At 52.9% G+C, this 24,093-nt stretch carries 21 protein-coding genes; 10 read left to right on the forward strand and 11 right to left on the reverse strand.

Annotated features, from left to right (window positions below; all coding sequences use genetic code 11):
- Positions 1-12: 12 nt before the first annotated feature.
- Positions 13-1,869, forward strand: coding sequence for a protein kinase domain-containing protein (locus tag JMJ04_RS27285; RefSeq protein ID WP_201373566.1), 1,857 nt, complete (start codon positions 13-15; stop codon positions 1,867-1,869).
- 50 nt (positions 1,870-1,919) lie between these two features.
- On the opposite strand, the gene JMJ04_RS27290 is transcribed toward JMJ04_RS27285, so the two are convergent.
- Together JMJ04_RS27290 and JMJ04_RS27295 are read right to left on the reverse strand one after the other, a co-directional pair.
- A complete protein-coding gene (locus tag JMJ04_RS27290; RefSeq protein ID WP_201373567.1) occupies positions 1,920-2,741 on the reverse strand; it encodes an inositol monophosphatase family protein in 822 nt (273 codons plus the stop codon).
- 145 nt (positions 2,742-2,886) lie between these two features.
- Entirely contained in the window at positions 2,887-4,308 is a 1,422-nt protein-coding gene (locus JMJ04_RS27295) for an aminotransferase-like domain-containing protein (RefSeq protein ID WP_201373568.1), read from the reverse strand.
- Positions 4,309-4,565: 257 nt separating this feature from the next.
- Between JMJ04_RS27295 and JMJ04_RS27300 the strand changes: the two genes are divergently transcribed.
- Genes JMJ04_RS27300 through JMJ04_RS27310 form a run of 3 tightly spaced genes read left to right on the forward strand, consistent with a single transcriptional unit; the run spans position 4,566 to position 7,412 of the window.
- Positions 4,566-5,084: an NADPH-dependent FMN reductase gene (locus JMJ04_RS27300; RefSeq protein ID WP_236038619.1), complete on the forward strand. Its 519-nt coding sequence runs from the start codon at positions 4,566-4,568 to the stop codon at positions 5,082-5,084.
- A gap of 14 nt (positions 5,085-5,098) precedes the next feature.
- The gene (locus JMJ04_RS27305) at positions 5,099-6,502 is read left to right on the forward strand and encodes a pyridoxal phosphate-dependent decarboxylase family protein (protein WP_201373569.1); all 1,404 of its coding nucleotides are present in this window, start codon (positions 5,099-5,101) and stop codon (positions 6,500-6,502) included.
- A 1-nt stretch (position 6,503) separates the two neighbouring features.
- Positions 6,504-7,412 (forward strand): PhzF family phenazine biosynthesis protein, encoded by a 909-nt coding sequence (locus JMJ04_RS27310; RefSeq protein ID WP_201373570.1) that lies wholly within the window; start codon positions 6,504-6,506, stop codon positions 7,410-7,412.
- A gap of 209 nt (positions 7,413-7,621) precedes the next feature.
- Here the strand turns inward: JMJ04_RS27310 and JMJ04_RS27315 are convergent, their stop codons facing one another.
- Positions 7,622-8,785: a L,D-transpeptidase gene (locus tag JMJ04_RS27315; protein ID WP_201373571.1), complete on the reverse strand. Its 1,164-nt coding sequence runs from the start codon at positions 8,783-8,785 to the stop codon at positions 7,622-7,624.
- A gap of 220 nt (positions 8,786-9,005) precedes the next feature.
- Here JMJ04_RS27315 and JMJ04_RS27320 point away from each other — a divergent pair, with 220 nt between their 5' ends.
- The 3 genes from JMJ04_RS27320 to JMJ04_RS48145 all read left to right on the forward strand — a co-directional run bounded on the left by JMJ04_RS27320 (position 9,006) and on the right by JMJ04_RS48145 (position 11,866).
- On the forward strand, positions 9,006-10,301 hold the full coding sequence (locus tag JMJ04_RS27320; RefSeq protein WP_201373572.1) for a Gfo/Idh/MocA family protein: 1,296 nt from the start codon (positions 9,006-9,008) through the stop codon (positions 10,299-10,301).
- 212 nt (positions 10,302-10,513) lie between these two features.
- Positions 10,514-11,701 (forward strand): cytochrome P450, encoded by a 1,188-nt coding sequence (locus JMJ04_RS27325; RefSeq protein WP_201373573.1) that lies wholly within the window; start codon positions 10,514-10,516, stop codon positions 11,699-11,701.
- A gap of 39 nt (positions 11,702-11,740) precedes the next feature.
- Positions 11,741-11,866 (forward strand): hypothetical protein, encoded by a 126-nt coding sequence (locus JMJ04_RS48145; protein WP_007915245.1) that lies wholly within the window; start codon positions 11,741-11,743, stop codon positions 11,864-11,866.
- 127 nt (positions 11,867-11,993) lie between these two features.
- On the opposite strand, the gene JMJ04_RS27330 is transcribed toward JMJ04_RS48145, so the two are convergent.
- The 3 genes from JMJ04_RS27330 to JMJ04_RS27340 all read right to left on the reverse strand — a co-directional run bounded on the left by JMJ04_RS27330 (position 11,994) and on the right by JMJ04_RS27340 (position 13,639).
- On the reverse strand, positions 11,994-12,443 hold the full coding sequence (locus JMJ04_RS27330) for a hypothetical protein (protein ID WP_201373574.1): 450 nt from the start codon (positions 12,441-12,443) through the stop codon (positions 11,994-11,996).
- Between the two features lie 443 nt (positions 12,444-12,886).
- Positions 12,887-13,183, reverse strand: coding sequence for a hypothetical protein (locus tag JMJ04_RS27335; RefSeq protein WP_201373575.1), 297 nt, complete (start codon positions 13,181-13,183; stop codon positions 12,887-12,889).
- A gap of 240 nt (positions 13,184-13,423) precedes the next feature.
- On the reverse strand, positions 13,424-13,639 hold the full coding sequence (locus JMJ04_RS27340) for a dodecin family protein (protein ID WP_201373576.1): 216 nt from the start codon (positions 13,637-13,639) through the stop codon (positions 13,424-13,426).
- A 287-nt stretch (positions 13,640-13,926) separates the two neighbouring features.
- On the opposite strand from JMJ04_RS27340, the gene JMJ04_RS27345 reads away from it, so the two are divergent.
- Entirely contained in the window at positions 13,927-15,144 is a 1,218-nt protein-coding gene (locus JMJ04_RS27345; protein ID WP_201373577.1) for an FAD-dependent oxidoreductase, read from the forward strand.
- A 179-nt stretch (positions 15,145-15,323) separates the two neighbouring features.
- Here the strand turns inward: JMJ04_RS27345 and JMJ04_RS27350 are convergent, their stop codons facing one another.
- Complete coding sequence (locus tag JMJ04_RS27350; protein ID WP_201373578.1) at positions 15,324-16,697, reverse strand: C39 family peptidase; 1,374 nt, start codon at positions 16,695-16,697, stop codon at positions 15,324-15,326.
- A 529-nt stretch (positions 16,698-17,226) separates the two neighbouring features.
- On the opposite strand from JMJ04_RS27350, the gene JMJ04_RS27355 reads away from it, so the two are divergent.
- Entirely contained in the window at positions 17,227-19,020 is a 1,794-nt protein-coding gene (locus JMJ04_RS27355; protein ID WP_201373579.1) for an N-acetylmuramoyl-L-alanine amidase, read from the forward strand.
- A 253-nt stretch (positions 19,021-19,273) separates the two neighbouring features.
- Positions 19,274-20,287: a glucose-6-phosphate dehydrogenase (coenzyme-F420) gene (gene fgd, locus JMJ04_RS27360; protein WP_007915232.1), complete on the forward strand. Its 1,014-nt coding sequence runs from the start codon at positions 19,274-19,276 to the stop codon at positions 20,285-20,287.
- Between the two features lie 52 nt (positions 20,288-20,339).
- On the opposite strand, the gene JMJ04_RS27365 is transcribed toward fgd, so the two are convergent.
- The 4 genes from JMJ04_RS27365 to JMJ04_RS27380 form a co-directional block, all read right to left on the reverse strand.
- The gene (locus tag JMJ04_RS27365) at positions 20,340-20,564 is read right to left on the reverse strand and encodes a hypothetical protein (RefSeq protein WP_201373580.1); all 225 of its coding nucleotides are present in this window, start codon (positions 20,562-20,564) and stop codon (positions 20,340-20,342) included.
- Positions 20,565-20,719: 155 nt separating this feature from the next.
- Positions 20,720-21,679, reverse strand: a complete 960-nt coding sequence (locus JMJ04_RS27370) for an aminoglycoside phosphotransferase family protein (RefSeq protein WP_201373581.1) — start codon at positions 21,677-21,679, stop codon at positions 20,720-20,722.
- Between the two features lie 65 nt (positions 21,680-21,744).
- The gene (locus JMJ04_RS27375) at positions 21,745-23,343 is read right to left on the reverse strand and encodes a HAMP domain-containing sensor histidine kinase (RefSeq protein WP_201373582.1); all 1,599 of its coding nucleotides are present in this window, start codon (positions 23,341-23,343) and stop codon (positions 21,745-21,747) included.
- Positions 23,294-23,965: a response regulator transcription factor gene (locus JMJ04_RS27380; protein ID WP_201373583.1), complete on the reverse strand. Its 672-nt coding sequence runs from the start codon at positions 23,963-23,965 to the stop codon at positions 23,294-23,296. The genes JMJ04_RS27375 and JMJ04_RS27380 overlap by 50 nt, the downstream gene beginning before the upstream one ends.
- Positions 23,966-24,093 lie beyond the last annotated feature (128 nt).

A 24,093-nucleotide genomic window follows, 5' to 3' on the forward strand; every position in this document is an offset into this window, starting at 1 on the left:
AGAAGGCTTGCAATGACAAAGTATATCGATCTATCTGGTCAGCAACTTGGTGATTACCGCCTGTCTCGCTGGCTTGGCGGAGGGCAGACCAGCGATGTTTATCTTGGGCAGCACGTTGAGAACCAGCCCGAGGTCGCGCTGAAAGTATTTAATGTCAATCTTGCGAAAGAGGAAGATCGGAAGGCTTTCCTCGACGAGGTGCAGGCGCTAAAACTGGAACATCCCCATCTCATGCCGCTGTTAGATTGTGGTATTGGTAGCGATCCTGTATCGCTGCCGTTCCTGGTAATGGAGTATGCGCCACATGGCACCTTGCGTAACCGGCACACCAGAGGTTTGCAGCTATCGCTCGAAGAGGTTTTGTGTTATATCATGCCTCTTGCCTCGGCTTTACAGTACGCGCATGATCAGCGTGTGGTACATGGCAATATCAAACCAGGAAACATATTGTTTGATGCCGATGACAAGGTCTTGCTCAGTGATTTTAAACTCGCTACTTTGATCGATAATACTACATATCTTAATGTGCTGGCTGCCAAACAGGATGCTATCTCCTACTCTGTGTATACAACCCCCGAACAGCGTACTGGTGTGACTGGTCCGGCCAGCGATCAATTCGCGCTCGGTGTCATGGTTTATGAATGGCTTTGTGGCAAGTCGCCATTCCAGGGCGCGTTAGATGAGGGCGTGCCTCCGTCTCTGCGTGCGCTGGCCCCTCGCCTCTCCGTGGAGGTAGAGCAGGTCGTGCAGCGAGCACTTGCCAGTGACCCGCAAAAGCGTTTCGCGAGCGTGCAGGAGTTTGCCGCCGCGCTACAATTAGCCAGCCAGGATGAACACACGTTTGAGTCTGTTGCCTCTACTGGGGCGACGATCATAACAACTAAGGACATCGACCCCTATGAATCTATGTCAGTAACCACTAACCAGGAGAACGATGCTTCTGCCGATGAGAGCATTTCTCTCCAGGACCCGACACAAACGGAAGATGTCTCCCAGGAGGGCAGAACACTTATACCTACCGAGCTTGCTTCCAATACCCTGAAGCTCGCAACATACCCAGAAACATCCATTGCGGGGCACACTGGTAAGGGTGGTAAGAAGCACTACTTCGCGCTTGCCAGTATCGGGTTGGTGATGCTGATATTGCTGGGCAGCGTTCTAGTGGCGGGTTCTGTTGTTGGCATACAGGCTCTCGCTCTGCCCATAGGTTTATTACAGAATCAACTTGCAACAGGAGGAGCATCTCTTGTCAGTGACCGTCAGGGTGCTCCTGATAGCACTGCCACGCCCACCAATTCCCTTACGCCAGCTTCGAAGAATAACTCTAACACCAACAATCATTCGCAGGCTACACCTACCTCGACCTCTACGCCGTGGCCTTCGCTTACCTCAACTTCTACGACACAGCCTTCGCCCACACCAACCTCTACAACAAAAAGTGCTTCTCCACCAGCCCCCAAACCTACACCTACGCCCAAACCTATAATCGCGGCAGTTGATGGCAAGAATCCGACCACGTACACCGTTAATGGGCAAACGTGTGATCAGACACTCTCAAACTCACATTCAAGGCATGTCACGTTAGGAGGCGTGGGCGCTACAATCTATTTCCGCTTTAGCGTCACCTGTCATGCTGCCTGGGCCAAGATCGTCTTCGATAAGGCTCTCCCCTCAGGTAAATATGGGAATGCCAAAATTGTGCGTATAAATGATGGCAAGGCCTTTACCTGTGATACTGGCGGCAACAAGTATGTTGCGCCGGGCCAGACCTCCTGCTATACCGGCATGGTCCAGGATAATGCCAGCGAGACCGCCTCAGCCTATGGCAGCTATCTGTCTAGCTGGTCCTCCCAGTTGGGTCCGTACTAGATGAAAGGCACACGAGAGGACGGAGTGTCAGGCATGAAACTTCATGCCTCTCATGAAAAAGTGCACTTCATCTTCCAGGTGGAAATAATTTGCTGGAGTTGACCATGTAAAGCTGGGGGAGCCGCGCAAAAACTAAACATTTCTGTCGCTTTCGTCAAAGGATGTTTGTAATCGATGGGCTGGCCAAAAAAATCGGTATAGAGAACTCCTGCTTCCTCAAGTAGAATCTGTTGTGCCACATTGTCCCAAATTTTACAATTCTGATAAAGAAAGCCTCCATACACTCCTTTGGCTACCATTGCAGCATCAAAAACACTACTGCTTGTTTGTACGCCTCTGCATGCTAAGACGATTTCTGCTAACAGTTCGCATTCTTTTCTCGTTCTGTTCGGATCTTCTTGATGCCCCTCTACTCCATAAGCAACCAGGGCTGAAAGCAACTCCTTCTGATCTTGCACCCGCACACGTTGTTGATTACAGTACGCCCCTTTTCCTCTCTCAGCAGTATAGATTTCGTGGAAAGCAGGAAGCGCGAAACCACCAGCGATGGGTTTGTGGTCTTTGAGGAGTCCTAGCATACAGCCATAGAGCGGGCTTGCCTGCGCAAAATTACTCGTTCCATCAATGGGATCAATGACCCAGGTGTAGGGCGAGTGCTTGTCAACGATACCCATCTCTTCATCAAGAATATTGTGGGTTGGATAGGTTCGTTTGATCTCTTCGCTTATCATCCTTCCTATTTCTATATCAGCCTCAGTGACCACCTGGCTTGTGTCGCCATCCTTTATTGCTGGTGTGACGCTTCCAAAATGGTCAAGCGCTATTTGGGAAGCGTCTGCGAGCGTCCTCATGAGAAACAGTTGATAATCCATCTATGTCTTTCCTTTCTATTCCCTCTGCGCCTCTGGTAAGCGTTGTCTCGCTCAACTGACCAACTGGTCAGTCTGCAAAGAAGAACGCAATTTACGCTCTACACGGGGTATACCAGATGGAGAGTGTTTTCCCGTTTCCATTGGATTAAAACATGGTATAGGTTTCCCATGCCTGAGCCAACTTTCTCATTCCCTCGCGGAGCGTCTCTTCATCGAAAAGAAAGGGCAAGCGGATATATGTCTGGTGGGAATTATCGACTGAGAACAGTGTTCCTGGGCTGATCACGACTCCATGGCGAAGCGCGACTTGAGCAAACTCAAGCGCGTTGCCGTCTGGCAACCGAAGCCAGAGAAAATATCCTCCTTCAGGTGGTCGCCAGGTCCATGTGGGGAATGATGTGGAAACGAGCTCCGTGATGAGTTTGAGCTTCTGTTGCAATTCATTTTGACGAGCTCGCCGAAGAGAATCCAGGTGCTGGAGAACCTGTAACGCCAGTGCTTGAGAGATCAAACCAGTGCCTAAATCACTGGTCTCTTTGAGATGGGTAAGCCGTTCGATGATTGGCTCAGGGCCACGTACCCATCCAATTCGCAAGCCCGCCCAAAAGAGTTTGTTGAGGGACCCGACGGAGAGGATCGTTGCCTTCTGTTCATAGGCGGCAATGGGAGGAGGGCTTTCTTGTTCCAGCAAGACATCAGCAAAAGTCAGATCCTCCAGCACGGGTAATTTCGTCTCCTTTGACAGTTGAGCGATGTCCTGCCGAACGCTGAAAGGCATCAACATGCCAGTTGGATTCTGAAAGGTAGGAGAGACGATCAGTAAGCGTGGGGAGGTTTCCCTCACCTGCTTGCGGAGCGTAAATCGATCGATGCCGGTCACGTCCATCGCAAGCGGGAGGAGTTGCGCTCTCAGCGCTCGTAGCACATCAATTGTCCCAAAGTAGGTGGGATTTTCGAGCAAGACGCGCTCTCCTCGTTGCAGATAGAGCGTGGCAATCAGCGAGATCGCTTGTTGGGCTCCAGTTGTCACCAGGATCTGCTCTGCCGACGTTGGCAGATTCCAGTGGCGATAGTAAGAGGCAAGAGCCTGGCGCAAAGGCCGCCAACCTTGAGGGGTGTACCCTCGTTGGGTCATCATTTGCTCGATGTCGGGGCCAGAAAGGTGAAACAGAGAAGCAGGCATTTCTGTGAGAGGGCCAGGAGTTCCCACAGAAAAATCGATGAGTTGCTCTTCTTGTGTTTGAGAAAGATGCCAGGGAGCCTTGAACGAAGCAGGAGGAACAGGTGAGGCATAGGTTCGACCGAATGGCAGTGAACAGACAAAGGCGCCGCTTCCCTGTATGAGCTCAATCCAGTGCTCTTGCTCCAGAAGTCGATAGGCCGCAATCACCGTGCTTCGGCTAACCGCCAGCGCTTCAGCCAGCACACGTTCGGCAGGCAGTCGTGTTCCTGGTGCAATATCCCCGCGCAGAATGAGCGTGTGCAGAGCGGAGGTCAGACGACGATACAATGGTCCCTGTCTCGTCGTCCAGGGACCAAGAAGAAGTACAAACTGCTGACTATCCATTTTTCATACCAATCATATTTGAATTGGATCTATTTTTTCAATCTATTCTCTTTTATATTGGATAGCAAGAGAGTTTGTCAAGAGTGCAGCGTTTCTCTTCAGGATAAGCTTACCCGCATTCTCCTTTCTGGAGGACACATGACCGTCACTATTCTTGGCCTGGGAGGGAGTCCACGTACTGGTTCTACCGCTACCCTGGCCTGCAAATCGCGCTGGACGGCGCAAGACAGGCAGGAGTACGAATCCACCTGATCGACCTGGCAACTTTGCGGCTCCCTTTATTCGATGGGACCTATACCCTCGATGGGTATACTCCTGCGGAACGCAAGGTGATTACGACGCTGTTTGATGCAGTCTATGAGGCACAGGGGTTCATCCTGGCCTCCCCGGTCTATCACAACGCCATCAGTGGCTCGCTCAAGAATGCCCTGGACTTTCTGGAGCTGTTGTACACTACGCACGCATCGGGGATGAAAGGGAAGGTAGCCGGGATCATAGCAGCACAGGGCGGTACCTCCGGCTCGGGCATGAATACCCTCACCACCATGTTGCTGGCGGCCCGTGCTATGGGTGCCTGGGTCGCGCCTACGATGGTTGCTATTCCCGGAAGCCGTAAGGCCTTCGATGAAACCGGACTGGCTCAGAATCCCACCATCGATCAGAGGTTACGCCGTCTGGGAGCCGAGGTGGCACGGGCAAGTGCGATGTTTGCCGCGCACTGGATCGTTGAGGAACACTCGCAACGGGCTTTTCACAAGGCTCTCATGAAGGAATAGAAAGGAACAATGATATGCGTTTCCATCAAGATCGTGAGCAGCTAGAGCGTATTCTTGACGCTGCTCACAACGCCGCACTCCAGTTTCTGCACAGTCTCGCGGAACGCCCTGCTGGTCATACTCCCGAGCCTCTTCCACCCGATGCATTGCCAGAGGAAGGATTGGGGGCACAAGAAGCCCTCGCCTGCTTTCGCCGTAAATACGAGGCCCAACTTTCTGGATCAGCCGGACCACGTTATCTAGGATTTGTAACCGGCGGAAGTACCCCGGCAGCCTTAGCAGGAGATTGGCTTGTCTCATCCTATGATCAAAATGTGAGTAATGATGGAGATTCCATTGCCACCACTGTGGAGCGCGAAACGCTTGCGTTGTTGCGTACCCTTTTTGCTCTGTCCGATGACTTTGACGGTGTCTTTGTCTCCGGTGCGACCCAGGCCAATTTGGTGGCTCTGGCGACCGCGCGTCAATGGGCTTTCCAGCGACTCGGGCACGATCCTTCAGAGGAGGGCTTATGGAATATGCCTCGTATCCCGGTCTTTGGCTGTGTTCCGCATGCCAGCATCCTCAAAGCCCTCTCGATCCTGGGGATGGGTCGGAAAGCCGTCGAATATGTGCCTTGTTTGCCGAGGAGACAGGCCATCGATCCTGCCGCCCTGGCTCAGCGTCTCGCTGCTACCGGCGGTAAACCTGCCATTGTGATCGCCAGTGCTGGAGAAGTGAATACAGGTGACTTCGATGACCTGGAGACGTTGGCCTCGCTGTGTCAGACCTATGGCGCGTGGTTGCATGTGGATGGCGCCTTTGGACTCTTTGCCGCCTGTGATCCCTCCCGATCTCATCTACTGCGTGGTTTGAATGCGGCTGATTCGATCACTACCGATGGGCACAAGTGGCTGAATGTCCCCTACGACTCAGGCCTCATCTTTACCCGCCATGTCGCGTTACAAGAACAAGTCTTCAAGGCCGTTGCCGCTTATTTAGGAGCAGGTCCAGACTTATTGCACCGCACGCCTGAGAACTCTCGCCGCTTCCGCGCGCTCCCTGCATGGATGACATTGATGGCCTATGGTCGTTCCGGCTATCAAGCGCTGGTCGCACAATCTTGTCTTTTCGCCCAGACACTGGGACAAAGTATCGAGCAATCCACACACTTTGAGCTCTTAGCCCCGGTATCCCTCAATATTGTGTGCTTTGCTTTACGTAAAACAGATGCAGATCAGCGTGATCGATTCTTAGAGGCACTGAAACGTGATGGTGAGGTGGTGCTCACGCCCACCCTTTTTGCTGGCAAACCGGCGATACGTGCAGCATTTGTTAACTGGTCGACAACCGAACGGGACGTACAACGAATGATTGAAGCATTAGAGCGCGGTGCCTTACAGATTACGTTCCACACCACAAACAGCAGAGAGGATTAGTATGGATATCCAATATCTTGGCTATCATCATGTCGATGTGTTCAGTGCTCGACCATTTACTGGCAATAGCTTGACCGTCTTTCCAGAAGGCGACAGCCTGAGTAGCGAGCAGATGCTGTGCATTACCCAGGAGATGCACCATTTCGAGTCGATTTTCCTCTTTCCAACGAAGGAAGGAACCACCATTAGAGCGCGGGTTTTTGATCTGCATGAAGAGCTTGATTTTGCTGGCCATCCTCTGTTAGGAGCGGCAAGTGTCTTGCACGCCCTGCGTGGCGCATCAGGAACGCGCACATGGAGCTTCGTGCTGAAGCAAAAAACGGTGCAGGTGACAACTGAGCAAAACGGGGAGCACTATCGGGCGCTGCTCGACCAGGGCCAGCCCAAATTCCTCAATGAAGTGGCGCAGAAAGACATTGGTGAATTGCTCTCGGCCCTGAATCTTGTGCCGGATGATCTCTATGCCAATCTTCCGTTAGAGGTTGTTAGTACCGGACTGCGCTACCTGATTGTACCCATTAAACAAGGGTTGGAACGCGCCCGCATCGTTTATCCAGCGTTTGAGAGCCTCCTGGCTCAAGTGGGCGCGCAATTTGCCTACGTCCTCGATATTCCAACGCGTGAAGGCAGACATTGGAATAACGATGGCTTGCTGGAAGATGTTGCGACAGGGAGCGCCGCTGGGACAGTTGGTGCATACCTGGCGAAACACGCTTACATCCAGCCTGGACAGGAGTTTCTGCTGCAACAGGGGCGCTTTACAGGGAGGCCCAGTCAGATGCGTATTCGTGTCGAGGGGCAACCGCACGATGTGCGGTCCGTGTTGGTAGGCGGTGATGTCTCACTAGTTGGACAGGGAATATTGCACGTCCTCCCAGACGAACGGTCCTTTGTGAGCCTACAGCCTTAGAAGCTCTCTTTCTTTCAAAACAAGGAATTGTATGCTGATGTCTCTTCCTTTTCCTCTCTACCAGGCCGAGTACTGAACACATCCCTGAATCATCGAAAGTGCGGGAGACCCAGGAGGGCTTGGCAACCTCGCCAAGCCCTTACATATCATGGGACGCGGTCTGCTCCCTCCCATGATATGTAGATGCGTGCTTTAGCAGCGTAGTGCCCTTAGTAGATGATAAATTTGGTGCCAGCCCTGGCCTGTTGATAGACCCAGGCCATTTCGTTTGTTGGCAGATTGACGCAGCCATGGCTGCCTACGCTGGCGTCTTTGTTCTTGCCTGAATCCTGGTGGGGAAACTGTGTTCCCGGACCATAATCCTTACGCCACCAGGAATCATGGAAGAAATAGCCATCCGCGCGAAACTGGACTGCGTAATTTACCATGATGGGATCATAGTAGTCGGGCGATCCTGGAGCTTCGTAGGAGATAAAAGGCACATGCGTCAGGTGGTTTCCTGCGCTCCAGAGTCCAGGAGGCGAGGGCCTATCATAGCGCCCGGTGGTTACCAGGAAGGAACGTATCAATTGCCCATTCTGGTAGACACGCATGGCTTGCTCGGTCATAGAGACCACGAATACCAAGCTGTCCTGCAGATGATAGTACGTTAGCAGGTACTTATCTGTAGCGTGAACCTGATTATAGGGGGTAGGATCAGCAAAGTTTGCCTCCAGCATTGCGAGGTGTAAGAGGGTATCTTTGACTTCTGGATAAGCTGCAGAACCTACGCTGGCCAATCTTCTGTAAAGATATGGCACGGCTCCATAGCCGCGTTCCAGGCTCAGATAGCCGCTATCAAGCTGGTAGCCTTTCTGATCATATGCATCATGCCATTTATGTGCGTCACCCCAGTCCTGGGCCTCCTGCTGGAGAGTTGCCACGAGTGTATAGCTATTTCCTTGGGCGGCCTCACTCTCGACCTCAGTGATATTTGTATTAATCTGGATCAGGACCTGGATATAATCCTGGCTCGAACTGACTCGATATAGGGCATCCTGTTCTGCTCGGTAATGCTGGAGATAGATGTCTTGCTGCTTGCCTGGGACTTTGAGTTGATCAATCTTGCTCTTCAGGATGGTAAGCTTTGTCTGCGCTGCCTGTAGCATTGTGGGCGTGATTGGCGAGAGCACTTGTGGCTCGATAGCGTCATGTCTGCTGGCATACTGTTTATACTGGTTATTTGACGACCTGGAAGCCGTGCCCTGGCTACTTGCCGCGCAGGCCTGTAGTAAGAGTGCAATTATCAACAGCGCCAGCGCGGAGCATGGCAATCTCTTTTTATGAAGAACGTTGCTGCTCACCTCTGGTCGTGTGAGTTTGCGTCTATGCATATCTATTAGCCTATCTAGTAGCGACTGGTATATCCAAATTCCATGTGCAAGTAGCCACCCTGCTGCTTGCTGGGTCTTCCATATACTTCGTCGGAGCAATCGCTATATCGTTACATGTGTATGCTTTTGTCACGAAATTCTATGTGGTGCAGTCTTAAACAGTAGCGGAAGGTGGTATAGTCATTGGTAACTGTGGATGCTATTTGCAAGGAGGATCTTTATGAAGAAGGTAACTATTGCGTTGATTGGCGCGGGTTCACGAGGAATGGAGAGCTATGGTAGCTATGCCTTACAGAACTCCTATGAGCTTGAATTTGTGGCCGTGGCCGAGATCAATTCTGGCCGTAGAGCGAAGTTTCAGCAACTGCATAATCTCCCCGCTGAGCGTGTCTTCGCCGATTGGCGTGAGCTGTTAAGCCAGCCAAAGCTTGCTGATGCTGTTTTGATCTGCACACAGGACCGTATGCACTTTGAGCCCGCCATGGCGGCTCTCCAGGCGGGCTACCATGTTCTGTTGGAGAAACCTATGTCGCCGGACCCGGCGGAGTGCGTGAAGATGGGGGCATACGCGGCTGAGGTCGGGCGCGTCTTTTCGATCTGCCATGTGTTGCGCTTTACCAGCTTTTTCAGCACCCTCAAGCGCCTGCTGGATGAAGGGGCGATTGGTCGCTTGATATCGATTGAGCATAGCGAGAATGTTGCTTACTGGCATTATGCCCATAGCTATGTGCGTGGCAACTGGCGCAATACCGCGCTCTCCAGCCCCATGATCCTCGCCAAGTCCTGCCATGACATGGATATCCTGCTCTGGCTCGCGGACGCCAACTGTACGCGGCTCTCTTCCTTCGGCACCCTGACCCACTTTAAGTTGGAGAACGCACCTCCAGGAGCGCCCATGCGCTGTACCGATGGCTGTCCGGCGGCGCATACCTGTGCCTACTATGCGCCAAAGTTTTATCTGACAGGCAAGGACGGCTGGCCTGCCTCGGTTGTCAGTGTCGATACCAGCCGCCAGGCCCTGATGAAAGCCCTAGAGGAGGGACCATATGGCCGCTGTGTCTATCACTGTGACAACGATGTCGTAGATCACCAGGTCGTGAACCTCCAATTTGACAACGATGTCACCGCCGCTTTCACCATGTGTGCCTTTACCGATGACGTGACACGCAAGATCAAGCTCATGGGTACAAAGGGCGAGATGTGGGGAACCATGGCGCGCGACACTAACCAGATCGAGGTCAACGAGTTCGGCACAGGCACACATAAGGTCTATACCCTCTCTAATGAGGGAGGCCCGCAGGGGCATGGTGGCGGCGACTTTGGTATCATACGCGACTTCCTGCGCCTGGTCCGTAGCGAGGGGCGAGAGACTGGCCTGACGGCTGCGGCGACCTCTGTCCAGAGCCACCTGCTGGCCTTCGCTGCCGAGGAGGCCCGTCTCAAGCACAGTGTCATCGAGATGGACGAGTATGGACGCCGCTGGGGCTTCGAGCGCCTGGTCGCAAATGAAATTTAGCGTTCAGTGGCTAGTGGTTCACAGAATGAATGGAGCGTCCTGGAATGCCTGTGGTTTGGGTGCGCTTCCGGGGCGCTGGCGCGTGGTAGGCAGATATAACATGGCTGCTGAAGACGGCGCATAGCAAGCAGGTATTGATACATGCAGGCGTATAATGAAACAAGGTTCTCAGTTGCTTTGTCTTGTTGGCATAAGAAAGGGGAACAGGTTTTATGCGTCTTCCTGCCTTTATCGATGACCTGAGTATCGAGCCTAGAGTCTATCATGAGCAGTTGCGTGAATGGTGCCGTTCGATGCGCGCATCTCACCCGGTCGTGTTTGATGACGAGAGCAAGAGCTGGCTCGTCTTCCGCTATGAGGACGTGGTGCGTGTGCAGAGCGACTATGCCACTTTCTCCTCCGAGCGCAGCCTCAATCGCGATCGCAGGCCGGGACCCAGAAGAGACCAGCCAAGCATCATCGAACTGGACCCGCCGCGCCATCGCCAGATGCGTTCCCTACTGACGGCAAGCTTCTCGGCTCGTACCATTGCCGAGATGGCGCCCCAGATCGAGCATATAGTCGATGAACTGCTCGACGAAGTGCTTGCCCGTAAGCGCGTGGACTGGATGGATAGCTTTGCCAATCCGCTCCCCGTGATGGTCATCTCCGATATGCTGGGCATGCCGCGCGAGAAGTGGCGCCAGTTTAAGGCCTGGAATGACGCGCTCACCAGCGACGATGAAGAGGCCGAGCAGGCCAACAAGCTCTTCACTGAATACTTTGAGCGCTCAATTGAGGAGCGGAGACGAGAGCCACGCCAGGATATTCTCAGCCTCTTGATCAACTCAGAGGTCGATGGCGAGCATCTCAGCCATGACGAATTGATCGGCTTCTGCTTTACCCTCTTTATCGCGGGCAATATTACGACGACGAATATCCTGGGCAATGCCTTTCTCTGTTTCGACGCGCATCCCGAGACTTTCCAACGCCTGCGCGGGCAACCCGAGCTGGTTCCCAGCGCCGTAGAAGAGATCCTGCGCTATATGCCGCCATTTCGCGCTGGCCCCAATGACCTTGTTCTCGGGCGCGTGGCAAAGCGAGATGTCGAGATCGGCGGTGAGCAAATCCAGGCGGGCGAGTATGTACAGATCAACCGCCTCTCGGCCAACTTCGATGAACAAATCTTTCCTAATCCTGAGCACTTCGACATCGAGCGCAACCCCAATCGCCATCAATCCTTCGGCCATGGCATTCACTTCTGTATTGGAGCGCCCCTGGCCCGCCTGGAGACCAAAATCGCTCTCACAAAACTTGCCCAGCGCATCAAAGCCATTCACATCGCCGAAGACGAACTCCCTGAGCAGGTGCGTAACAGCCTCCTTTTCGGCATGAAGCGCCTGTTCGTGGAGTTGAGTTAGCGCAGATTGCGAGTGCCGGGCAAATCAAGGGAGGTGTACATGATGCTAAATGTTGAGCATGCACTGGTAGACTTTTTCGTCACCTATGCTTACCACATCTACCTCTTACTGATCCTGCTTGGTGCGCTGATCTGGGCGATGCGTAGCTGGCGACATCATGCCTGAAGGCTTAGAGGCAAAGTCTTAGTGGTGAATTCACGTAGTGTGTAGCATCCCTATGCCGGCATGGGGATGCTACACACACACTACGTGAATTCACCAGTTACTACCGTTTCCTATCATAATTTGATTTCTAAAAATGGAGTGACCCTGTATACATGAGGTAGAGAAACAGGCCAACAAGCACCGCAACCAGGAGAAAAATGAGGCTACCATCATTCGCTGCCCTTGCTGATCTTTGAGGCCGCTTCGCAAAATAAAAACTTTCAATTCCGGTTGATTCATTATTTGCTTCATCATATCTTATATGCGCTAGCGATCGATAATATTCATCATCGGTATGTTTTTTCTCTTCCATGTAGAGATCTTCTTGCTTGCGTTGCTCCTCTTCCATGTAGAGATCTTCTTGCTTGCGTTGCTCCTCCATGAGTAGCTCTTCCTGTTGGCGTAGCTCTTCCTGTTGGCGTAACTCTTCCATCTGGTTGTATTCTGCCCAACGTCTTGTTTCATTCCAATGCAAATTTGCCCAACGCCTTGTTTCATCCCAATGCAAATCTTCGTCGCCGTCATCAAATTGACTCATTAGTACTTACCTTTCCTGCCAAAGGCACTGAATAATATTATGTTCGCGTTCTTTTGCAAATGCCCGTTATAAGCTGATGCATGTTGATTTTAAGCTAAAGATGTGGAAGCAAGAGATATTATAAGGTAATATCAAATCCAGGTAAATAGTGCTTAGCTTTAAAAAGGAGAGCGCTGACCTTATGCTCGATTGCTTATGAGTTGTCGGATGTCATAGCTAAATGAGCAAGAGAAAGTAATTTTCTACAGACTGGGATCTCGATCCCGGTCCAGCCCCAGGATACGGTACATGGCTGTATTGCACCGTACACTTTCGGCGAAGGGATATCCTCCAAGCTCCGCCATCTTTTCTGCGAAAACCAGCTGAAGGGCAAAGAATGCCTGTGCGTATTTCATATAGTCATGATTTCTATAGTTATTCAGAAGATATGCTTTGGGGTGAAGCTATAGTTTGAGGAAGAAAACAGGGGCACAGGCAGCAAGTGCGGCGACAATTTGGAGCGCTAGAACTAGCAACGCTTGCCTGGGCTGTCGCGGGAAATACTTGATGGCGAAGAATGCTATGATTGGTACCTGTAGAACCATGAGTAGTTGCCAAATATGGGCGGCTGCCCCCTCATCGGCCTCATGGGTAACGCCGAATATCGCAACGTAACCTAGCACCAGGGCCAGGGCCACTAATGACATAGCTACCGGCAAATAAGCACTGGGCTGCCTTAGGGTCGCATTCATGCTGGTCATGATGTCTTCCTTGCTTTTCATAACGACGTTTGCGTTGGAATAACTGCACTCATCCTAGTGGTAAGAGCATACCATAAGCCTCACCTGGAGGCGACCCTCCGTGTGTATTTTGAGGAGCACTCAAGTGCTGTGAGTTGTAGTCTTCTTTGATGGTCCACTAATCTGATCAGTGGACCACCCAACCTTATAGTTGGCCAATGTTGTCCAGTAATTAGCCAGAGCAGGTTATCTAATCACTGATTACGCGCCTTCCTCGTACTTGAAGGAGAGTTCCATCTTGACCCGGTAGGTTAGAGATTTCCCGGGTTCGATATGGATGTCTTGCTCAACAATGCGCGCGACGCGTAAATCTCGTAAGGTTTGTGAGGCTTGTTCAATAGCGGCTGCGGCAGCTTTCTCCCATGATTCGTTGCTGGTGCCTACCAGTTGAATCACCTTATATACACTTTCTGCCATTACTGTCTCCTTTCTTTGAGAAGGTCAATTACTCTTACCCAATCACGTTACAAAAAGCAGGAAAGAAACAGCCATTCTCTAGAGCGGGCATAGTTGGAAATAGCCAAAGGGCCTGACGAGAATCATGACTGAGCACTCTTTGATGATGGAATTTTATCTGTTGCTACAAGGTAGAGGTTTTCTCATTTTTATGCGCCAAAAAAAAGTTGAGCTTGCGTTGATATATCGAATAGGAAACGCTATTGAATGAAAAGAGTTTTTGCTGATAAGGAGACGGAAAAATCCCTATGTATGATGCAATTGTCATTGGCGCCCGTTGTGCTGGAGCACCAGTTGCTATGTTGCTGGCTCGTCAAGGCTATCGCGTATTACTCGTCGATAAAGCTCGTTTTCCGGTTGATATTATGTCCGGTTTACTTGTCCATCCACGAGGCACGGCTTTGTTGAAGCGTTGGGGTGTGTTAGATGACGTATTGGCAACCGGTTGTCCGCAATTACATTCAGCGACGTTCGATCTGGGTCCAATAGAACTGAAGGCCAGCTTTCACCCGGTTGATGAAGTCGATTTTACATGTGCCCCACGGCGGTATTTGCTGGACCCTATTCTGGTAGCCGCAGCGGTGGAGGCCGGGGCAGAGTTCCGTGATAACACCACAGTTCAAGAATTGCTCATGGACGAAGATGGTTGTATTACTGGCATTCGCGCCCGTACAGCACAGGGAACAACCGTGACTGAGAAGGCGCGTATCGTGATTGGTGCCGATGGTGTTCACTCATTTGTTGCCCGCACTGTTAAGCCAGAAGCATATCATGTGAATCCAATCCTGTCCTGCGGCTACTATGGTTTCTTCCGTGATGTCACCGTTCCAGGACCGAAAGCCTATATCCGTCCCTATCGTTTCGCCGTATGCATTCCCACGAATGATAATCTGATGCTGGTTGGCGCTCAGTGGCCGATTGAAGACTTTGCGCGTATCCGTACCGATGTACCCACCCATTTCTACAAACTCATGGGCCAGATACCAGAACTAGCTACACAGGTGCGTCGAGAAAAGCAAGTGGGTCGTTTCATCGGTACCGGGCACGTTCCCAATTTCTTCCATAAGCCATACGGTCCTGGCTGGGCACTGGTGGGTGACGCTGGCTATCACAAAGATCCCATCCTGGGTCAGGGTATTGCTGATGCCCTTGAAGATGCTGCGATGTTGGCAAAAGCACTTACGCGTGGCCTGTCCGGAGAGACAATAATGGAGGAGGCACTGGCAGAGTATGAGCGGGAGCGCAATGAAATTTGCCTGCCACAGTATCAGATCGCAATACAGTTTGCCACTCTGGCACCACCACCGCCTGATATGCAAACTCTATTGAGCGTTATTGCCGCTGACCCGGAAGAGTCAACTCGCTATCTCGGTGTCCTACAGCGCACAGTACCAGTTGCTGAGTTCTTCGCCCCCGAGCATATTGCCAGTTTGATGGCGCGAGCTACGGTATCGCTAACTGCATAAGCTCTTCCTTTAATATGAAGGCCGAAGTTCTCCTCCTGGCTGCCTTGTTCCAGGAGGAGAACTTTTTGTTGTTTTTATCCACTTTCCAAAGGAACGGCGCTTTCATCTCTTCCCTCAAGCGGGGAGAGATGAAAGCGCCGGACGTTAAAGAGAGCGGTAGAGACTACCCCTCCTAAGATTTAGGACCAGTTGGTCAGGCGGTTGGTTGTGGGAGTCGTCCAGCTCTCAGGATACATGACATACACGGTGCCATATGAATATTTGAGCCAGACGCTCTGAAGCGCGGAGCGGCTGTAGGTGATCTGCACGCTGGCATCGGTGGAGGCGGCGGGATCATTGGTGATGACGTCACCAGTCGAGGAAAAGCCACGGACTACCAGCAGGTGACCATTGGAGCTGGGGATGGGTGTGCCAGGCAGCTCGCCTTTTTTGTAGGCAATACTGATCGCGATAGGCACGCCGGCCTTGATCCACTGCTCGATCTGGCTCATGGAGTACATGCGTGTAACATAGGCATGCAAGCCATGCGAGCCGGCATAGGCGGTATTAAAGGGCCAGTTGCCCGTGCCCTGGTAGGTGTAGTCATAGGTATCGCGAGCGGTGTCCGGCACGGTCTGATTGAGGTCTGGCTGATTGAGGACAGTAGACCAGTAGGCCAGGATCATGCTGGTTGAGGTTGGGCTACACCAGACCTCACCACCGCCACCATATCCCAGGCCCTGGTATTCGGGCAGCATCTGCGAGCGCTGAGGCACATTCAGGTTGGTTCCCCACACGCTCTGGTCGGGGTTGACAGTGGGCGCAGTCGTGGAGTTATGGGAGACCATAGCGGTGGCACGGCGCAAACTCAAGGTCGTCGAAGGTGAGGTCGTAAAGAGTGTGAGGGAGAGCTGGTACGCGCTGGCGGGCTGCGAACCGGTTTGGAAGGTATCGGTTGCCACATTCCCGGTAGTGTCGGATTGCCCGTTGATGCTGTGACGTTTAATGGTACTGAAGTCACTGGCCCAGACGGGGAGCTTGTACCAGTGCGTCCAGGTGCCATTCTCGAGGACGCGCACATGGGTCTCAATCCAGGTTCCTGTGGGCGTTGTGGCATTCCAGGAGGCGACGAGATCGGTAAAGGTTTGCGCAGTTGTGTGTGTTGGCGAGGTAATAGTGCCGTAGTAGAATGAACCACCGTTGTAGTAGTTGTTGCCGTTGTAGGCTCCAGCTGCATATGGGTCCTGGCCCTGACAGAGCTGAGATGTCGCATCAAAGCTGGTGCTGCCTCCATCTGTCGCGTCTGTGGTGCAGCTTAAGCCTGCATGCGGCGAGAGGGTGACTGCCCCACTGGAGGAGACGGCGACGCCATTGAGGGTCCAGGTCGAGAAGTCACTGGAACTGCTCTGCTGCCAGAATTCATCGTACTGGCTCTGCCCTTTACTTGATTTGGCTGTGGCTGCATGGGTGCTTTGCCCCAGGGTGAGCGTCAGACAAAAGAGCGCGAGCAACGTCGCGATACCCAGACGACGCAAATAGGAGGATAGGCGATGGGATGTCTGAGATAGAGGCATAGAAATCCCTTTCTGTGAAATAGAGGACGCGCAACTTGGTCAAGCTTAGGTTATACCTAAGTTGTTTGCCAGGCTACAAATGTGAGAGCGGTAAGTAGATGGGTATGGATAAAGTGTAGGAAGAAAAGGAGGTAAAGTCAAGATGACGCGCGCTTATGCTCTTTTAAAAATTAATCTGAAATATCATGGTACAGCGTGCTTCGTCCCATGATATGTAGGCGCGTGCTTTAGCAGCGCAGCTTCCCACGGACATTCTCGGGTTATTTCTTAAAAGAGCATTAGCAGCGCGGGCCGTAAACATTCCCAGCCTTCGCAAATATTGTAATTTGCGGTACATTGTGGTAATTAAATGTATAAGGCTGCTTTATTATTTATTTGGAGGAGGTGCTATCTATTCCCTAAAACTCGCTATCAACAAATCCCAAAGGATATCTCCTGCACATACGTTTTGAGCATTATTTCTCTGCTTGAGGCAATCCTTGCCTGCTTTATTTAGGAAGCGCGCAAGGATAAGTGAAAGGATTCTGCCTTGAACAAACGTATTTTATGGGCTTTACTGAAGACGCTCATGGGCCTCTCCCTTCTTCTTACCCTCACCAGTCTGAGTTTCTCCCACTCTTATGCAGCCAGCAGTCCTTCGATTAACCAGGCTTTTCTGCAAGCTTCTCATGAAACGGATGTCCCTGTCCCGCTTTTACAGGCCCTCTGTTATATGGAAGGGCGTTTAAGCATGCATGGCGGTACACCCAGCATTGATCAGGGTTATGGATGCATGCACCTTGTAAAAAGCAAGAAGCAGGATACCCTGGACCAGGCCGCGCAAGATCTGCATGTCAGCAGCGCGCAGCTACGAAGTGACCTGGCCACAAACATTCGCGGTGGCGCCGATATTCTGCGGCAGGATGCCTTAAAGCTGTCAGCGACGCATACCCTCCCCGGGACGCTGTCTGGCTGGGCCGATGCCATCGCCCTTTATAGTAACGCGACGACCCACTCGACTGCGCAGATGTACGTTGATGAGACCTATCGCATTTTACGCCAGGGCTTTCAGGCACGGGCCGACAACCAAGAACTGGTAACGCTCGCGCCCCAAAACGTAACGTCTACGCACCTGGGGACAAACTCCCTTGCGACCGCCACGATTCCCGCTGGCTGTAGCAGCGACACCAATGTCGAATATCCTGGCGCCATCGATTGTATCGTCAGTCCCACGACCTTTGATTGTAACGTGGTCTCTAATGGCAGCCCCTGTACCTATGAATCTGCTAGTCGCCCCAGCTCCTATAGCATCTCCGATATCGTGATTCACGACATTGAGGGGACCGCGCAGGACGGATTAAATGTCTTCCAGGATCCCAATAGTGGTGTCAGCATTCACTATGTTGTGGGAGGCGATGGCACCGTCTATCAATTATTGCATGAGAAGGATATCGCCTATCAAGCTGGCAACTACTGGTATAACCAGCATACAATCGGTATTGAACACGCGGGCTTTGATGCCACAGGTTATCAGTGGTATAACGCGACCGAGTACCTGGCCTCGGCCAAGCTGGTCGCCTACTTGCTGAATAAGTATCATATTCCTCTGGAGCACGATCATATTGTTTCGCATGGGACCATTCCCGCGCCAACTCTGGGGACGACCCCTAACCATGAAGATCCAGGTCCCTACTGGCTCTGGCCCTATTACTTTAACTTGATTCAGCAGCAAGGCATTGCCGCCGCACCCACTAGCAACAAGGCGAACGTTGTCACTGTCGATCCCGCGACCGGTCAGGCGCCATATGGCACAAATGGGACCGAGACAAGTGCCAACTTTAACTTCTTCACGCTCTACACAAGTGGCAGTACCGCCTCAAGCATCATTCCCAATCCCGATAATGGCTCTGCCACAGGCGTGACCAGCAATGTTGAGGCCAGGATCAGCTATGCCTATACCAGCAAGGTAACGGACCCCGCGGGCACGGGTGATACACTGTACCAGATCTGGTATGGCGAGCAAGACCCAGGCTTCACGCCAGCTCACACCGCGCATGCCAAACAGGTCTGGCTCGCCGTGCCAGCCGGGTCTGCGGTTGAGAGCACGATCTCCGGTGCCAACGCGCATGTTATCAAGCTGACGGGCAAAGGTAGCAAAGCGATCCAGGTCTCTGGTCGACCAACCACCAGCAACTCCTACTATATCGGGGATGCACCAATTGGCGCGACCTTTGTCTCCGCGTATAGCATCGTTGAGGATGGTACCAGTAAGCTCTGGTATGAAATTAACTATAACCATCGCCAGGCCTTTGTGCCTGCCAGTGCCGTCACTATCGTCAGTTAACGCGAGGTGCCGCTCTGCTAAAGCACGCGCTTACATATGTCTTATGTGTAAGCGCGTGCTTCACTATGTTTGTCACATGTTTCAGGCCTGGGCATAAATGCTCACCTTGCCCGTGTTCTTATTCATATGCCAGTGCATATAATGGAAACAGGTTTTTAAGGCTCATCTATACGCGGCAAAACGGTTGACAGAGGCAAAATAAATATCGTCTACTGCCAGTAGGCACTTGCTTACTAGAAGGAGAAATATATCGATGAGTACTTCTCGTTTGAAGTTTGGCTATAAAGCATCCGCGGAGCAGTTTGGTCCACGCGAACTGCTCGATTTCACGGTTGAGGCGGAGGACCTGGGATTTGATAGCGTCTGGATCAGTGATCACTTCCAGCCCTGGCGCCATACCAATGGGCACGCGCCCTTCGCGCTCTCCTGGCTTGGCTCGGCGGCTGAGCGTACGAAAAAAATCGTCCTGGGCACCAGTGTCCTGACGCCTACCTTCCGCTATCAGCCCGCCGTTGTCGCCCAGGCCTTTGGCACGCTGGGTTTGATGTATCCTGGACGCTTCATTCTGGGTGTTGGTTCTGGTGAGTCGCTAAACGAGGTCGCGGTCACGGGTATGCAGTGGCCTGAGGCCAAGGAGCGCCTGGCGCGCCTGCGTGAGTCGGTACGCCTGATCAAGCAGCTCTGGCAGGAAGATATGGTAACCTTTAACGGAGAATATTACCATACGCTGAACGCGACTATCTATGATAAGCCCAAGCAGCCTGTTCCCATCTATATCGGCGCGGGTGGCCCGGTGGCTGCCAAGTTCGCGGGCCGTGAGGGTGACGGCTTTATCTGTACCTCCGGCAAGGGCGATGAGCTCTATCGCGACAAGTTATTGCCAGCCATGGAGGAGGGCGCGCGGGCCGCGGGCAAAGATCCGCAGAGCGTCGAGCGTACCATTGAGGTCAAGGTCTCCTTCGATACCGACAAGGATCGCGCCCTGAAGGATACGCGTATCTGGGCTGCCCTGGCGCTTCCCGCCGAGGACAAGGTCAGCATTCACGATGCCCGTGAGATGGAGGAGAAGGCTAAAAGCGTTGAGGACCAGGCCCATCGCCGCTGGCTCGTCTCCAGCGATCCCGATGAGCACATAGAGCAGATTCGTCCCTACATCGAACTGGGCTTTACGCATCTGATCTTCCACGCTCCCGGCGACGATCAGTCGCGCTTCCTACAGCTCTACGCCAAAGAGATTCTTCCCCGCCTGCGTCAGCGCTGGGGATAAAAGATGGAAAAGCAGCGGTCGGCAAGCCACAGGCTTGCCGACCGCTGCTTTTTTATGACCTGGTGGAAAGGTAGGCCTGGGCGGGTCCGCCGGAGCCATAGTCTGCGTAGTCGTCGTACTCGCTGGAGAGGTCGAGCAGGATCGTGTCCGCATCCTGGCGGCACAGGCGTTTGAGGGTCTCCATCTCAAGATGTGTGTGGTTAATGTGCTCTACATATGCATATGCAGGCGTGCTGCCATACTCATAGCGGTTATAGTTGTTTGTGTAGTGAGTCATGGCGTTGTTCCTCCCTATAATATTTATTTCGCCGTGTCCATTTCGGTTACATATGCAATATAGCGAGTTTTTATGAGAATATGATGAAGCCGCTTTTAGAGGGTGAATCCAAGATCACTTTTACTCTATAAATTCAGCCTTAAAGGGGAAAGTGACTACCCATCAAGTAAACGTTGCGCTGTCTCAAAAAACGGCTGTCCCAGTTCTCTTGATCCATAGGCAGAAATATAAAGGCCAGTCGAGACGCGCTCGATAAAGCCCCACTCCCAAATGCTGGCTTCATCGAAACCCGATTCGTCAGCCAATAACCGGCAATACTTGCGTGCGAGTACAACTGTATCGGGTGCCGCGAGCAACTCTGAACACCAATCACGTAGTACCACACCAAGATCGTATTCTGGCTCACAAAGAAAACCATTAGGATCTACAAATACAAATCCTGACTCCGCCCCAACACGTAGAGTGCTGACCTGGAGAGCATTTGCCGGGTGGGGATCCCCATGCGCAACGACGCACCGGCCAGGATCAAAGGCAGCCATACGTCGACGCGCAAATTTGAGCGCTTGAGAGGTCAGTCCCTCGAAGCATGGCCGCTCAAGCTTCTCCCACAGATCGGTTATAAGCTGCGCCAGAGTTTGCGCCTTATAATCGGGTGCTGCGATTGTCTGGCCTGCAGCCAGCGGCGTTAGCCAGGCTTGCTTGAGCATTGTACAGAGCAGTGCGATGGTACGCTCTGGCGGTAGCTTCAGGTCCACCATGGATGGTCCTAGCTGTTCCAGAAGGATAGCTCGTCGATCATAATCAAACTGCAGTATCCGGACGTAGCCTCGGCCCCTCGCTCGGGCTAGTGTATCTATTTCTTCCGCAAAATCATCGCTAGGCATACCTAACTTTACCACTGCGTCATTCCCATCAGCAGTCTTTGCCCGAGCAACATACGCAGATGACCCCCCGGAGAGTGGTTGGCCAATGCGAAGCTTCCAATGTCGCTCAAGGTCGACGATGAGTTGAGGCAGGTCTCTCAGCCACCGCTCGGTTTGCGGGCCCGATTGGCTGGCCCTTTGTCGAACCCGATTGGGCACCACTATATTCTTCCCATTCTCAGTTGTATCCATGCCGCACATTATATAACACAGAAAGGTTTATTGGCTGAGTATCTATCATTCCAAGCCTCAGGAGCTCATAAGGGGGAACAGGCCAGTTTAGCACTTGTTCTTACTTGTTTTTTAGGGTAATTTGCGGCGTTCTCTCCCTTATGTGTCTCTGTTTGCCTGGCTAAGGGGAGGCTGATGCTGAAGAGTGAGCCTTGCTCAGGCTGGCTCTGGACGTCGATAGTGCCACCGTGCGTGTGGATGATCCATTCGACGATGGAGAGGCCCAGGCCGGTCCCGCCTGCCGCACGGGAGCGGGCTTTGTCGGTGCGGTAGAAGCGTTCGAAGACATGAGGGAGGTGCTCTGGCGCGATGCCAATCCCCGTGTCGCGCACGCGGAGTATGGCTCGCTCCTGCTCTATGCCTGTTTCGACTGTGACGTTGCCGCCCGGGTTGGTGTAGACAAGAGCATTCTCGACCAGGTTGAGGACGACCTGGATCAGGCGTGCCTCGTCGCCCATGACCTGTACCTGCTCTCTTGCCTGGACACTGAGATGCACGGCCCGCTCCTGTGCCAGGTGCTCCATGGTCGCGACCGCGCCCTGAGCCAGGAGGTCCAGGCGTACAGGCTCGTGCTCAAAGCTTGCCTGTCCTTCGTCGGCTCGTGCCAGGACCAGCAGGTCGCGAATCAGTTCGCCCAGGCGTTCGGATTCACTGGTGATGTTTTGCAGGACATGCATGTACATTTCGGGTTCACTGCGCTCAGAGAGGGCGACCTCCGCCAGGCTGCGGATGGCGGCGACGGGGGTGCGCAACTCATGCGCGGCATCTGCCGTGAAGCGGCGCTGGCGCGCGAACATGGCATCAAGTGAGGCCAGCATCTCGTTGAAGGTCAGAGCCAGGCGCTGTACCTCGTCCTGGGCGCGTGGGACGGGCACGCGCTGCGTGAGGTCGCCCACGGCGATGGTACGCGCGGCACTGGTCAGGCGCCCAATAGGCTGGAAGGCCTTGCAGGCTAGCAGGTAGCTGCCGAATCCCCCCAGGAGCAGTACCAGGGGACCAAGCAGTACGAGTTCGTATATGACATTATTGAGGGTAGCGTCCAGCGCGGCCAGCGAGGTACCCACCTGTACCAGGCCATAGACGCTGCCATGGTCGATCAGGGGCAGGCTATAGAGGCGCACCTCCTGTCCATCGCGTGCGCTCACTGTACCAATCCAGGCCTTGCCTTTACTGGTGTTTTGCTCAATGGCTTCCGGCAATTTTAGCACCTGGAAGGTTGGCGAGCTGTAGATCTCGGTGTTGTCCGGCCCAATGATGCGCACGGGTCCCTCCATGTCCACGGCGAGGTTGGGCTGAAGGCGCATCATCTCGATAGCCTCGTTCTTGTGTTCCTGCCATTGCTCGTAGATTGGGCTCTGTCCACTGGCCTGCTGTTCCATCTTTTTCTTATAGTTTAGCCCACTGGTAATATGTTGTGCGCGCACGAGCAGGGAGGTGTCTATGTTGTGATTGAGGGTTGCACGTAATTGCATGTAGAAGAGCGTGCCAAAGAGCAGCAAGAGGAGCACAAAGACCATGCTCGTCCAGAGGGCTACCTGGGCGCGTATGCCTAGCGGCCATGCATGCCTGTACTTGCTATGGCTCTTTAAGCTGGTAACCGAAGCCTCTGATGGTGTGAATAACATCGGATTCTCCTTGTTCACATAGTTTGCGCCGCACGTAGCGTACATAGACATCGATAACGTTGGAGAGGTTTTCCGCGTCGCTCTCCCAAATATGTTCCGCAATCATGGTCCGGCTAATGACCTGCCTGGGATTGTGCATCAAGAACTCTAGCAGGAGATACTCCTTGCGTGTCAGATTGACCTTGCGCTCTCCCCTCCACACTTGATGGTTGATAGTATCAAGGGTTATGTCCAGAAATTTGAGTTGTGACGTCTTGCTGGGTCCCTCGCGCCGTAGCAGCGCCCGCACACGCGCCTCCAACTCGCGAAAGGCAAAGGGCTTGGTCAGATAGTCATCCCCGCCGATATCCAGGCCGTTCACGCGATAGTCGACACCGTCGAGCGCTGTGAGAAAGAGGATGGGCATGGTCTGCCCCTGCTCGCGCAAGGTCCGGCAAATGTCAAAACCGTCCATGTCGGGGAGTAAGACATCCAGAATGACCAGGTCATAGGGCTCTAAGCCTCCCAGCGCCAGGGCCTGTTTGCCATTGTTCACCAGGTCGATAACATAGCGCTGGCGCTCCAGCCCCGTCTTCATGCTTTCTCCGACGAAGAGATCATCCTCGGCGATCAGTATCCGCATCTTGCATCTCCTTCCTTTTTCTCCTATTTCAGGTATAACTGAGTGATTAATAGGAATATAAAAATTGTGTGTTTATGGCGGCGTGGGCAACGCCCACACCGCCATAAACACACAATTTTTATATTCTA

The organism is Ktedonobacter robiniae, from assembly GCF_016587375.1.
Lineage (GTDB): Bacteria > Chloroflexota > Ktedonobacteria > Ktedonobacterales > Ktedonobacteraceae > Ktedonobacter > Ktedonobacter robiniae.

What these genes read in the sequence shown, in the direction of transcription:
- JMJ04_RS27340 (WP_201373576.1), bottom strand. Translation starts at nt 13,639, where the DNA reads ATGGCAGAAAGTGTATATAAGGTGATTCAACTGGTAGGCACCAGCAAC.
- JMJ04_RS27330 (WP_201373574.1), bottom strand. Translation starts at nt 12,443, where the DNA reads ATGAGTCAATTTGATGACGGCGACGAAGATTTGCATTGGGATGAAACA.
- JMJ04_RS27310 (WP_201373570.1), top strand. Translation starts at nt 6,504, where the DNA reads ATGGATATCCAATATCTTGGCTATCATCATGTCGATGTGTTCAGTGCT.
- JMJ04_RS27325 (WP_201373573.1), top strand. Translation starts at nt 10,514, where the DNA reads ATGCGTCTTCCTGCCTTTATCGATGACCTGAGTATCGAGCCTAGAGTC.
- JMJ04_RS27295 (WP_201373568.1), bottom strand. Translation starts at nt 4,308, where the DNA reads ATGGATAGTCAGCAGTTTGTACTTCTTCTTGGTCCCTGGACGACGAGA.
- JMJ04_RS27350 (WP_201373578.1), bottom strand. Translation starts at nt 16,697, where the DNA reads ATGCCTCTATCTCAGACATCCCATCGCCTATCCTCCTATTTGCGTCGT.
- JMJ04_RS27380 (WP_201373583.1), bottom strand. Translation starts at nt 23,965, where the DNA reads ATGCGGATACTGATCGCCGAGGATGATCTCTTCGTCGGAGAAAGCATG.
- JMJ04_RS27365 (WP_201373580.1), bottom strand. Translation starts at nt 20,564, where the DNA reads ATGACTCACTACACAAACAACTATAACCGCTATGAGTATGGCAGCACG.
- JMJ04_RS27335 (WP_201373575.1), bottom strand. Translation starts at nt 13,183, where the DNA reads ATGACCAGCATGAATGCGACCCTAAGGCAGCCCAGTGCTTATTTGCCG.
- JMJ04_RS27305 (WP_201373569.1), top strand. Translation starts at nt 5,099, where the DNA reads ATGCGTTTCCATCAAGATCGTGAGCAGCTAGAGCGTATTCTTGACGCT.
- JMJ04_RS27375 (WP_201373582.1), bottom strand. Translation starts at nt 23,343, where the DNA reads ATGTTATTCACACCATCAGAGGCTTCGGTTACCAGCTTAAAGAGCCAT.
- JMJ04_RS48145 (WP_007915245.1), top strand. Translation starts at nt 11,741, where the DNA reads ATGATGCTAAATGTTGAGCATGCACTGGTAGACTTTTTCGTCACCTAT.
- fgd (WP_007915232.1), top strand. Translation starts at nt 19,274, where the DNA reads ATGAGTACTTCTCGTTTGAAGTTTGGCTATAAAGCATCCGCGGAGCAG.
- JMJ04_RS27320 (WP_201373572.1), top strand. Translation starts at nt 9,006, where the DNA reads ATGAAGAAGGTAACTATTGCGTTGATTGGCGCGGGTTCACGAGGAATG.
- JMJ04_RS27370 (WP_201373581.1), bottom strand. Translation starts at nt 21,679, where the DNA reads ATGGATACAACTGAGAATGGGAAGAATATAGTGGTGCCCAATCGGGTT.
- JMJ04_RS27345 (WP_201373577.1), top strand. Translation starts at nt 13,927, where the DNA reads ATGTATGATGCAATTGTCATTGGCGCCCGTTGTGCTGGAGCACCAGTT.
- JMJ04_RS27290 (WP_201373567.1), bottom strand. Translation starts at nt 2,741, where the DNA reads ATGGATTATCAACTGTTTCTCATGAGGACGCTCGCAGACGCTTCCCAA.
- JMJ04_RS27315 (WP_201373571.1), bottom strand. Translation starts at nt 8,785, where the DNA reads ATGCATAGACGCAAACTCACACGACCAGAGGTGAGCAGCAACGTTCTT.
- JMJ04_RS27285 (WP_201373566.1), top strand. Translation starts at nt 13, where the DNA reads ATGACAAAGTATATCGATCTATCTGGTCAGCAACTTGGTGATTACCGC.